We start from the raw sequence: 10,608 nt of genomic DNA, 5'->3' as shown, positions 1-10,608 counted from the left end.
GCATGTCGAAAAACCGCCCCGTACTGTCAAACTCAAGGAAGGATGCGCCAAGGGGCACCAAAAGGATGTCGGCGGCGGCCAATCCGTTGATCGTGAGGTAGCCAAGGGCAGGGGGTGTGTCGATGAAGATCAGGTCGTAGCTGTCGAGCACACCGTCTGCCTCAAGCCGGTCCGTCAGGGCGTCCCACAGCTTCCAGCCGCGCCCAGCCATACGCCAGACGGGGATCTGAAACTCCGCCCAATAAAGGTTCAGCTGGGCCCCGATCAGGTCGATATTGGGCCAATGGGTGGATTGGATCAGATCGCGGGTGCCCACGCCCAAAGCCTCGGTCAGGGTGTCGTCCATGGGAACGGGCGCCTCGCCCCGGTCCACGCGGCGTTGGTTGTCGGATTGCAAATGTTCGGCGTAATGGCGCGCAAGCAGCGGGAACACGGTCTGCCATTCGTCCTCAACCTTACCGCCAAAGATCGACGTCATGGAGCCTTGGCTATCGAGGTCGATCACCAGCACCTTGTAGCCATCAAGGGCCGCAGACATCGCCAAATGCGCCGCCGTTGAGGTCTTGCCCACGCCGCCCTTAAAATTGGCCACGGCGACCATCTTGGCGGGCAACCCTGCGGGGCGGTAGGGGAGGTATTCTTTGGCCTTCGATCCCTCTTGGGCGAAATGCGCCCGAAGACGCAGGACCTCATCAAGGGTGAACCACTTGGCCCCGCCTTCGGTCTCAGAGGTGCCTTGGGGCAAATCAGGGTTGGCTTTGAGCACGCGGCGAAAATGCGCCTGTGCCACGGGGATCAGATAGCGGGTGATCTCCCATGTGGAAAACAGGCGAAGGGTTTTTTGCCCCTCTGCGTTTAACCCGCGCGATGCCAGATCATTGCGCCCTTGGGCACAGGCGCCTGCGATATTGGCGAAACCTGCGCTGCTTACGGGGGCATCCAGTTCGGCCAAAGCCGCATCTGGGTCGATATTGAAATAGGGAGGTAACATGCTCGTGCCCCGCCGATGTGTTGTGTTTTGTCCAGTATACGCAAAAACACCGCACATGGAAGAAAAGAGCGCAAGTGGGGAAGATTTTCTCTGATTTTCTTAGCAAATTCCAACAGTGGGTCTTGGGGTGTGGCCAAAGGGTGTCTGTTAGATTTATGTTATCTATGTGTTACGCCTCTAAATCTGGTGTGCAAAGGATTATTCTTGTTGAGCTTTTTTTGGGGGGGTGACTCTGAACCCACGTTAAAGCGACTCTGAAACCACGCACAGGCGACTCTGATCCCCCGATAGATTTTGGCGCAGGCGGCGGGGCGGGGTTCACAGGTGTTGTGGATAACTCTAGGGTGGGTGTCACTAAAACCACGATAATGAGTCGCCCCTTGATCTGTAAGGTCGGGGAGGAGGCCGAGCAGTGAGCCAGACAGTGACCGCCCTAACCCCCGCTTCCGGCGGAGGCTTCTTCGTATGTGATGTCTTGAGCGCCATCCCCAAGGATGACCTCGCATCGATGGAGCATCCCCTCTTTTCGCTCAGCACGCGGCCGGACCGCCGGATCCTGAACTATACGCATAATGATACCGAGATCACCGTCACTCCAAGTGTGCGCGGATTGGCGACGATCCACGACAAGGACATCCTGATCTTTTGCATCAGCCAATTGATGGCGGCGGTCAATGCGGGGCGGGCCACGGCGCGCACGCTGCATCTGCGGGCCCATGATCTGTTGGTGGCCACGGGGCGCGAAACCTCGGGGGATGCGTACCGGCGGCTGCGCGACGCGTTTGAGCGGCTGGCGGGCACGCGCATCACCACCAACATTGAGGTCGGCGGGCGCGAGATCACCAGCGGCTTTGGCCTGATTGAGCGGTGGGAAATTGTGCGCGCCTCCAAGGGCGGGCGAATGGTGTCGGTGGCGGTGACGTTGTCGGAATGGCTCTATGAGGCGGTGCTGTCGAAATCGGTTCTGACGCTGAGCCGTGAGTATTTCTCTTTGCGCAAACCGCTGGAGCGGCGGCTCTATGAGATCGCGCGCAAACATTGCGGGCGCCAAGAGGCTTGGGTGATCTCGGTGGATGTCTTGTTAAAGAAGTCCGGATCGGCCTCGCCCCGGCGGGTGTTTCGCGCCATGGTCCGTGAGATGATCGCTGCCGACCCGCTGCCCGATTACCACATCGAAGAGATCGAGGGCGACAAGATCCGCTTTTCGTCTCGGGCGCGGATGATCGAGCGGGAGGTCGCGGGGCAGGGCGGGCCGAGCCTGTCGCCTGCGACGCTGGAAAAGGCGCGCGCCTTGGCCCCCGGTTGGGATGTCTATGCCCTAGAGGCGGAGTGGCGCGGATATTGGCACGCCTCGGGGCGGCCGCGGCTGCGTTCGGCCGAGGCGGCGTTCTTGGGGTTTGTGAAGGGTAAGGGCGAGGCGTAGCGCCCCCCTTGGGATGGGGGCCTGTGATCTTGGATCCCGCCTCTTTGGACCGCCCACTATATACATGCAGAAAAAACCCATGCGGTGGTGGCGCGGTTTCCTGGGGAATCGCAGATCGCTGTTTGCGAGTCGCACCCTATGCGGGGCGCGGATTTTTTGGGTGGGGTGTTTTGGGCGGTGCGCCCCGCAGCCGCCCAAAATGTTACAAAATCGGCAGTTTGCTCACGCGATCTGGAGGGTTGGTCGCGCCCCCGTGAGGGCGGTGCGGAGACGAGAGAAGTATGTGCATTAACGCACTTTATATACGTAATTCTCACGCTCACGTGCATTGAGATGCAGGCTCACACATCGCATATTCATTTCATCGAACGGCGGCAAACACACCGCCTCACACAAACCGCCCACACCGGGCACCACACTCTTCAATGCCAAAACGGCGCATCGCCGGGCACACACACAAAGGACGAATACAATGAAAACTCTTATCGCTTCCGCCGCTCTCGCACTCGCATTCACTGCTCCTGCTTTCGCAAACGATCAACTGGCAGCTTCCCTCGGCGTCGACGCCGGCCAGTACACGCTCTCTGAGCTGGCGCAGATCAAAGCCAACAAAGCCTCCGACGATGGCATCAGCTTCAACGTTGGCAACGCCGGTGAGACATCGTTCTCAACCCGCGGTGTTCAAGGCGGACCTTCGGTGTTCGAACTGGCCCAAGTCATCGCCAACAACGCCAGCGACGACGACATCGACTTTCCGGTCAAAAGCGTTGACGAAGCCCGCGCTTCGACCCGCGGCGTGACCGGTGGCCACACACAACTGGCAGCCTCCTTGGGTGTCGATGCTGGTGGTTACACAGTGGCTGAACTGGCCGGGATCATCGCTGACCGCGCATCGGACGACGGTGTGAACTAAGACCAAACCTCTAAGCTCTCGGGGTGCGCGCATATTTGGGTGCGCCCCGATCCACACATCCCACCTCTCTCTCCTCCCTCTCTCCCTTTGGGTTCCGTCCCTCTCATCCTCCCCCAACTCTTTTGAACATGCGGAACCCACACGAGGTGTGTGTGGCCTGACACCCCGGACGACCTTGCGTCGCCGGGGTGTCAGCGTTTTTGGGGGTGGGTGTTTGTGCTAGGCCGCGCGCTAGGTCACTGGGGGTGCTGCCGGGCGTCGCCGCATCGCGCCAAGGGCCACGAGGCCGAGGATCAACGCCAGCCCTGACGCGGGGAGGGGGATGACAGCGGGTGCGGGAAATCCGGTGAGCGTGCGGGAGATCGTTCCGAAACTGTCGATCACGATATCGACCTCTGCGTCACCTGTGAGGCGAAAATCCATCGCATCCACCGCAAAGAGGAAGCTTTCATACTTGGGCGTGATTGAAGCGATATCGGGGGCCAGCATGTCGATCGTGATTTCATCGCCGTCGGCGGACAGCGAAATCCCGGGGGCCAGCAGGTGCATCGGCGTTTTGGGATCGCTCCAAGCAAAGTCGATGGCATAGCCCGCAAATCCGCTCATCCGGAATATCTGTGCCCCGTTGTTGAAGCCACCCGCCAAGCTGGCGTCACTGGCGAAGGGGGCAATGTCGAACACCAACCGCCCACTGGCCGTGCGCGACACCGTCGAGGTGATCCCGGCGGCCACATCATAGAGGTCCGGCACAACGCCCACGCCGTCGACAAAGCCGTCCCGGGTCTCGCGCGCACTTTGGGTGATTGTGCGCAGCTCGGTGCCGAACCAATTGGGATCACCCGCAGCGACGCCGAGCAGATCGTAATTCGTCAGATCCAAGCTGCTGCCCGGGGTGAGTGGGACGGCCTGCGCGGGCAACGCAAGCGCGCCGGCAAGCAGGCTGGCAACAAAGGTGTGGTGCAAAAAGACGGCTGGACGCATGACAGATCTCGCTTGTGACACAAATCGAAAAGCCTGAGGTTCCGCCCTCAAACTACGCGGTGACGGGGCTGTATTTTCTGGACGGCACGGCCCCTGCCCGCGCGCGCCGCGTCAAACCCTCTGCGCGCGGCGAGTTGGAGATCACGACCCTGCTGGAAACCTACCTGCACGACGGCACCCTCAGCGTGCAGAAAATGGGCCGGGGCTATGCGTGGCTAGATACGGGCACTCACGGCTCCCTGCTGGATGCGGGCAACTTCGTGCGAACCCTGCAAACCCGGCAGGGCATGCAGGCCGGCTGCCCCGATGAAATCGCCTATGACATGGGCTGGATCAGCGCAGATGACCTGCGCGCACGCGCCGCGATGTTCAAGAAAAACGACTACGGCCAATATCTCGAAGGGCTGCTCAAGGAATAACCCCCCGGCTTGGGGTCAAAAACCCTCGTGTTAGACACTGTTTTGGCCCGAAGCCCCTGCCCCGCAAGTGGGCAAAATGTAACCCAAACGCAAAGCGCGCCTCAGCCAGCCTGCAACACGGCCTCAATGCGGGCGATGTCTTCGGGGTTGTTCAGCTCCCAAAACACGCGGCCCCGGGCGTCGACCTCGACACACATCACGGGCGTGCCGTTTTCGACAAAGCGCAGCTGCTCTAGGCCCTCGCGGCCCTCAAGCGTGCCCTCGGGCCATGTGATGTACTGGGCCAAAGCAGCCGGGCGATAGGCATAGACGCCCACGTGGTGAAACACCGGGATCGGGTCCGGCACTTTGCCCGGATCGATATAGGGGATCACCTCCTTGGAGAAATAGAGCGCGCGGTTTTGCGCATCAAACACCGCCGTCGTGCCCCCAACCCGGCCCGCCGCACGATCCTCGCGGAACATGCCATAGGTCGCCTCGTCACACCGCAAAACCGGGGTCGCGACCTGCGCATCTGGGTTGGCGGCCATCGCGGCGATCAACGCCTCTAGGAACCATGGCGGCGTCAGGGGGGCATCACCCTGTAGGTTTACCACCAAATCAGTCTCTAAACCGGCGTTTTTTAGGGCCTCCGCACAGCGCGCGGTCCCATTCTCGGCCTCAGGCGCGGTCATGATGACCTCTGCGCCAAAACCCCGCGCCGCATCCGCAATCCGGTCGTCATCCGTAGCCACATAAACCGCGTCAACGCCCGCAATCCCTTGGGCCGCCTCCCATGTCATCTGGATCAGGCTTTTACGGCTGCCGTCGGCCTGTACCATCTCAGCCAGCGGCTTGCCCGGATACCGGGTTGAGGCATAGCGCGCAGGGATCAGGATTGTGGTTTTCATGGGGTGTCCTTTCCTGCCGCCCTAGGCGACGCCTGCCCGCAGCAGATCATGGATATGCAAGATGCCCACCGGCGCATCCCCCTCTGTCACCATCAGGACAGAGATCTTGGCGCTTTGCATGGTGGCCAAGGCGGCGGCGGCCAGTGTGTCGGGCATCACGGTGCGCGGATCGCGCGTGGCCACTTCACTGGCGGTTTTGCCCATCAACTCGGCCATGTTGCGGCGCAAATCACCGTCCGTGACAACGCCCAGCAGACGCCCACCATCAATCACACCGGTGATCCCGAACCCCTTGGAGGTCATCTCCAGCAGCGCCTCGGGCATCGGCGTTCCGGCCTGCACCAAGGGCATTTCATCGCCCGTATGCATCAGGTCCGCGACCTTAGCCATCTGCGCACCCAGCTTGCCGCCGGGGTGGAATACCGCGAAATCCTCGGCCGTGAACCCCCGGCCCCGCAACAAGGCCACCGCCAGCGCATCGCCCATGGCCAAGGCCAACGTGGTGGAGGTGGTGGGCACCATGCCGATGCCACAGGCCTCGGGCTGTTTGGGCAGCGTCAGACGGTAGGTCGCGGCCCGCGCAAGCGTGCTGCCCGCGTTCGAGGTCAGGGCCACAAGCGGCACCTTGAACCGCAAACAATGGCCCAGAATATCCTTCAACTCGGCGGTTTCGCCAGAGTTAGACAGCAACACGCACACATCCGCCCGCGTGATCATGCCCAAGTCCCCATGGGACGCCTCACCGGGGTGAACGAATTGAGCAGGTGTCCCGGTCGAGGCCAGGGTCGCCACGATCTTGGCCCCGATATGACCAGATTTTCCCATGCCCGAAACGATGACCCGCCCCTCGGCCCCTGCGATCAGGGCCACAACATCGGCAAAGTCATGGGGCAGGTTAGCCGCAAGCGCCGTTAGGCCCGCGCTCTCGGTCTCAAGAACTTCGCGGGCAATGTCGGCGGCGGTCGGGGCAAGGGGGGCTGTATGCGTCATGGCGCGGTTATGGGCACGCACAGGACCAAGGTCAATTGACCCCTGCCCGCCTACGCGCCCGCGATCATCGGCTTGGCCACCGCATCCAGCGCCTTGAGCTGGCTCAGCAACGTTTCCAGCTGGTCAAGTGGCACCATGTTGGGCCCGTCCGAGGGGGCGGCATCGGGGTTTTCGTGGGTCTCGATAAAGACCCCAGCCACGCCCACAGCCACCGCAGCCCGCGCCAAAACCGGCACATATTCGCGCTGCCCGCCCGAGCTTCCGCCCTGCCCGCCCGGCTGCTGCACCGAATGGGTCGCATCAAAAATCACCGGCGCCCCGGTGCGCGCCATTTCCGGCAGACCGCGGAAATCGGTCACAAGCGTGTTGTAGCCAAAGCTTGCGCCGCGTTCGGTCAACATCACATCCCGCGCGCCCGAATTCACCACCTTGGACACCGCGTTGGCCATGTCCCACGGGGCCAGAAACTGCCCCTTTTTGATGTTCACGACCCGCCCGGTATGGGCTGCGGCCACCAACAGATCGGTCTGACGGCTCAGAAAAGCGGGGATTTGCAGGATATCGACCACCTCTGCCACGGTGGCGCAATGATGCGGCTCATGGACGTCCGTCAGGACCGCCATCCCAAAGGTGGATTTGATCTCGGCAAAGACCTCAAGGGCCGCGTCCATCCCAATCCCGCGCTTGCCCGACAGGCTGGTGCGGTTGGCCTTGTCATAAGAAGCCTTGAACACCGCCTGCACGCCCACGCGGTCCGCGATCTCTTTGATTTGGCCCGCCATCATCAACGCATGGCCCCGGCTTTCCATCTGACACGGGCCCAAAATGAACGACACAGGGGCCGCGTTATCAAACACAACCGGTGCGGCTTTGGGGCCGACGGTGATGGTTGGGTTTGGGGTGCTGGGCATGTCGGTCATCTCGGGGGTCCTCGGGCAAGGGATCAGGGGTATGGGCGGAAAGAACCCACCGCATTTGGGCCTTGGTACTGTGGGCGGGCGGCCTTTTCCAGCACAACCCCACATTGCCCCTGCAAAGGGGATGCACGCGACCCGCGCAAACGCCGAAAATTAACACTCTGTTAACTGCTCAGCCCGACATTTCGCTCCTCTTATTACACGCACATGCTGCTTAAATCCTTGTGGAGGTCACATTGTCTGACTCGTCTCTCATCTTGTCATTGCCCTATATTCAGCCTGCACAGGCCCAAAAACATGTCACCCATAACGAAGCCATTCGCACCCTCGACGTGATCGTCCAACCCACCGTGACCGAGGTTGGCCGCACAGACCCGCCCCAGGACCCCGTCCAAGGCGCGCGCTACGTGGTGGGCCCGGGTGGGACAGGTGATTGGGCCGGGCTCGATGGCTCCATCGCAGTGTGGGAAGACAGCGGCTGGACCGTCGTTGTGCCTTCGGCGGGTTGGACCACCCGCGCCACAGATACGCTAATCGAATGGGTCTATGACGGCAGCACTTGGATTTTGCCCGGCAACGCGGTGGAAACCTTGGGTGTGAACACCACCGCCGATAGCACCAATCGCCTCGCGGTCTCGGGCGCCAATACCCTGCTCAGCCACGAAGGCGCAGGCCACCAGTTGAAAATCAACAAGGCCGACACCGCCGAAACCGCAAGCCTCTTGTACCAAAGCAACTGGTCGGGGCGGGCGGAAATGGGGCTGGCGGGCAGTGATAATTTCTCCGTCAAGGTCAGCGCGGATGGGACCACGTGGTTCACCGGGCTTGAGGTCGATGGCACCAGCGGCATGGTCAGCTTTCCGTCTGGGGCGCATGTGCCGCATCACGCGGAACTGGGCGGGCGCTGGATTGCCTATAGCGATCAACGTTGGGTGACGCTGTCGCGCGCCCATGGGGAGGTGGGTGATGCCCATGCCGGGGCCAGTGACACGGGCGCCGATCCCGCCCTGACGTGGTTGGATACCGGGCTTTATCTGCGTGCAGGCAGCAGGGTTGAGACCTTGATGGGCCGTCTGCGCGCCGATGGGGCTGAGGCTGCGGATCTGACCAGCTATAGCCTGCGGCTTTATTTCCAACACGGCCCCGATACGCCGGACGGGGATGCTTGGAACACAGACGCCGAAACCACCCGAGAATTGATCTTTGGCGTCGACGACGCGCCCTTGTCTGAAGGCTGGCGATATCTGACCGCAAGTTTCGCGGCCTATACGGCCCCGGATAACGGCAGCCTTGTGATCTATCTCAAGCCCGGTGGCAGCTATGGTGCGGACCAGCAGATCGTCTCAGAGATTGTCGTGGGATACACGCAATAGGGCAGGAGAGCGCCCTTTGGAAAATAGGTATCAAACCGGACCCATTGTTGCGCGCGCGCAACAATGTGGCAACATTACTGACCTATTCTACGAAGTCGTCATCAAAGTCCAGCACCAGCCTTTTGACCGCTTCAAACAACGCATCATCCGCACCCGTGACCTGCAAAAGCCCTTTGTTAGGCTCAAAACTGACCTGCGGACGGCGGGGTTTGACAACGGGCGCCTCGGCCAATTCCTTGGCCTCTTTGGCCTGTTCTGCGGCGGCCTCTACTTGGCTTTGCAGCACGGGTTTGTCGGCCAAGACGCGCTCCATCAAGGCGGCCTCTTCGGCGGGGCTGACCTCCGCTTGGGCGGCCAACAGATCGCGCAGGCGCACGCCCAAGGCGGCATCGGCGCTCACCGCTTTGACCAACGCAAGGCCCGTCCGCTCAGACAGGTGGGCAGGGTGGCGCAGGCTGTCGCCCAAGGCCCGCACCAACGGCATCAACGCCTTGATCCGGGATCGTTTGGACCGCGTCACATGTTCATAGAGCGTTTGCAGCGCGTCCTTTTCATCAGAAAACAGCCCGTTTTCCAGCGCGCGCACCACCATATGGGCCCGTTCATAGGGCGACAGATCAACCCGAACCTCGTTTTCCTCGACCATGGCCACATAGGCCGCCTGCGCCGAGCCGTGGGAAATCACCTGCGCCTTTACGGTGCCAAAGGCCGGGTCCTCTTGGGCCAATTTGCGCAAAGCAGCCATCCGCCGATACCCCGAAATCAGGCCATATCGTCCCGGTTGATCGGGCAGGGGGGTGACCTCAATCGGGGTGCTTTGCCCCCGCGCACGGATGGAGGCCACAAGGACCTCTAACTCTTCGCCGTACATCCCCATGCGATCGCGTAGGATGTGGTGCATTTCGATGGCATCAAGGGGCAGGGCCTCTAGCAAGCGGCCCGTGGTGCGCGCCTCCGTGACCATGTCCGACAGTTCCGTCAGAGCCGCGGTGCTAGCGGCCTGCGCGCTGACTTGGGCAATCGGCGGCGGCGCGATGGAGGGGCTGGGAAAGGGCGATGCCTTGGCGTCCGGTGCGGGGGCTGCCTGCGGGGATAGGGCGGCGGCGGGGCTGAGACGTTTGCGTTTGGCCATTTGGGTGTCCTCCTGGATCGGGGGCGGAGCCTAGCGGGGAGCAGAGACTGCGCCTAGGGGTTTCTTCCCCCTCGGAATGCCTTGGTTAGGGTCTGTTTGACGGATGGGATCGGCTCAGGTTGGTTGAGGGGGGTGCGCTACAGCTCATTCCGCCGCCTCCCGCTGGGCCAATTCATCTCGCCGCCAGACACCCAGCAGAAGCTTTTTGAACGCCGCATAAGTGGCATCAAAGGTTTCGCGCCCGCGGGCATAGGTTTCACGGTTAAAGTCGCGGTAATCAGCCTCATAGATGCCCGACACCTGTTCACCCGCTTGGCCGATGAGGGCGGTAAACCCTTGGCGGTGCGGTGACAGGGTCTTGCCCAGATAGGCCTGCATGAGAGCGGCCAATTCCGCCTGCTGGCTTTCGTCATGGCGGGTCAGAACGGCGCGCACGGCATCCCACTCAAACGCCATCTCGGGGCGGCCAAGGGCGCGGGCGGCGATGTTTTCGCCCTCTTCGATGGAGGCAAAGGTGGAATGGAGCATGTCGAAAAACCGCCCCGTACTGTCAAACTCAAGGAAGGATGCGCCAAGGGG

At 61.7% G+C, this 10,608-nt stretch carries 9 protein-coding genes and 2 pseudogenes; 4 read left to right on the top strand and 7 right to left on the bottom strand.

The genetic code is table 11. The annotated features are described in order from the left end of the window. Positions 1 to 991 (bottom strand): AAA family ATPase (locus THS5294_RS06275; RefSeq protein ID WP_233486422.1); only part of this gene is annotated, 991 nt, incomplete at its 3' end. A gap of 412 nt (positions 992 to 1,403) precedes the next feature. Between THS5294_RS06275 and THS5294_RS06270 the strand changes: the two genes are divergently transcribed. Beyond that, positions 1,404 to 2,414, top strand: a complete 1,011-nt coding sequence (locus THS5294_RS06270) for a replication initiator protein A (protein WP_058123067.1) — start codon at positions 1,404 to 1,406, stop codon at positions 2,412 to 2,414. Between the two features lie 472 nt (positions 2,415 to 2,886). Continuing rightward, on the top strand, positions 2,887 to 3,327 hold the full coding sequence (locus THS5294_RS06265; protein ID WP_058123066.1) for a hypothetical protein: 441 nt from the start codon (positions 2,887 to 2,889) through the stop codon (positions 3,325 to 3,327). Positions 3,328 to 3,558: 231 nt separating this feature from the next. Here THS5294_RS06265 and THS5294_RS06260 read toward each other — a convergent pair whose 3' ends face one another. After that, a complete protein-coding gene (locus THS5294_RS06260; RefSeq protein WP_058123065.1) occupies positions 3,559 to 4,308 on the bottom strand; it encodes a VPLPA-CTERM sorting domain-containing protein in 750 nt (249 codons plus the stop codon). 23 nt (positions 4,309 to 4,331) lie between these two features. Here THS5294_RS06260 and THS5294_RS06255 point away from each other — a divergent pair. After that, positions 4,332 to 4,727 (top strand): annotated as a pseudogene (locus THS5294_RS06255) (sugar phosphate nucleotidyltransferase); the annotation flags it as partial. A gap of 101 nt (positions 4,728 to 4,828) precedes the next feature. On the opposite strand, the gene THS5294_RS06250 reads toward THS5294_RS06255, so the two are convergent. The 3 genes from THS5294_RS06250 to kdsA are packed head-to-tail and all read right to left on the bottom strand — an operon-like array spanning position 4,829 to position 7,527. After that, positions 4,829 to 5,617: a 3-deoxy-manno-octulosonate cytidylyltransferase gene (locus THS5294_RS06250; RefSeq protein ID WP_058123064.1), complete on the bottom strand. Its 789-nt coding sequence runs from the start codon at positions 5,615 to 5,617 to the stop codon at positions 4,829 to 4,831. A gap of 21 nt (positions 5,618 to 5,638) precedes the next feature. Then, complete coding sequence (locus tag THS5294_RS06245; protein ID WP_058123068.1) at positions 5,639 to 6,607, bottom strand: KpsF/GutQ family sugar-phosphate isomerase; 969 nt, start codon at positions 6,605 to 6,607, stop codon at positions 5,639 to 5,641. A 50-nt stretch (positions 6,608 to 6,657) separates the two neighbouring features. Next, positions 6,658 to 7,527: a 3-deoxy-8-phosphooctulonate synthase gene (kdsA, locus tag THS5294_RS06240; protein ID WP_058123063.1), complete on the bottom strand. Its 870-nt coding sequence runs from the start codon at positions 7,525 to 7,527 to the stop codon at positions 6,658 to 6,660. A 233-nt stretch (positions 7,528 to 7,760) separates the two neighbouring features. On the opposite strand from kdsA, the gene THS5294_RS06235 reads away from it, so the two are divergent. Further along, positions 7,761 to 8,897: a DUF2793 domain-containing protein gene (locus THS5294_RS06235; RefSeq protein ID WP_058123062.1), complete on the top strand. Its 1,137-nt coding sequence runs from the start codon at positions 7,761 to 7,763 to the stop codon at positions 8,895 to 8,897. An 82-nt stretch (positions 8,898 to 8,979) separates the two neighbouring features. On the opposite strand, the gene THS5294_RS06230 is transcribed toward THS5294_RS06235, so the two are convergent. Beyond that, complete coding sequence (locus tag THS5294_RS06230) at positions 8,980 to 10,029, bottom strand: ParB/RepB/Spo0J family partition protein (protein ID WP_058123061.1); 1,050 nt, start codon at positions 10,027 to 10,029, stop codon at positions 8,980 to 8,982. Positions 10,030 to 10,173: 144 nt separating this feature from the next. Then, positions 10,174 to 10,608 (bottom strand): annotated as a pseudogene (locus tag THS5294_RS06225) (AAA family ATPase); the annotation flags it as partial.

The sequence above is a fragment of the Thalassobacter stenotrophicus genome (assembly GCF_001458315.1).
GTDB classification, from domain to species: Bacteria; Pseudomonadota; Alphaproteobacteria; order Rhodobacterales; family Rhodobacteraceae; genus Thalassobacter; species Thalassobacter stenotrophicus.
Note: the sequence above shows the minus strand (reverse complement) of the source record. Positions and strands in the feature narration are given on the sequence as shown.

Excerpts from the sequence above, each read along its gene's own strand:
- THS5294_RS06265 (WP_058123066.1), top strand. The coding sequence starts at position 2,887 with ATGAAAACTCTTATCGCTTCCGCCGCTCTCGCACTCGCATTCACTGCT.
- THS5294_RS06260 (WP_058123065.1), bottom strand. The coding sequence starts at position 4,308 with ATGCGTCCAGCCGTCTTTTTGCACCACACCTTTGTTGCCAGCCTGCTT.
- THS5294_RS06250 (WP_058123064.1), bottom strand. The coding sequence starts at position 5,617 with ATGAAAACCACAATCCTGATCCCTGCGCGCTATGCCTCAACCCGGTAT.
- THS5294_RS06245 (WP_058123068.1), bottom strand. The coding sequence starts at position 6,607 with ATGACGCATACAGCCCCCCTTGCCCCGACCGCCGCCGACATTGCCCGC.
- kdsA (WP_058123063.1), bottom strand. The coding sequence starts at position 7,527 with ATGACCGACATGCCCAGCACCCCAAACCCAACCATCACCGTCGGCCCC.
- THS5294_RS06230 (WP_058123061.1), bottom strand. The coding sequence starts at position 10,029 with ATGGCCAAACGCAAACGTCTCAGCCCCGCCGCCGCCCTATCCCCGCAG.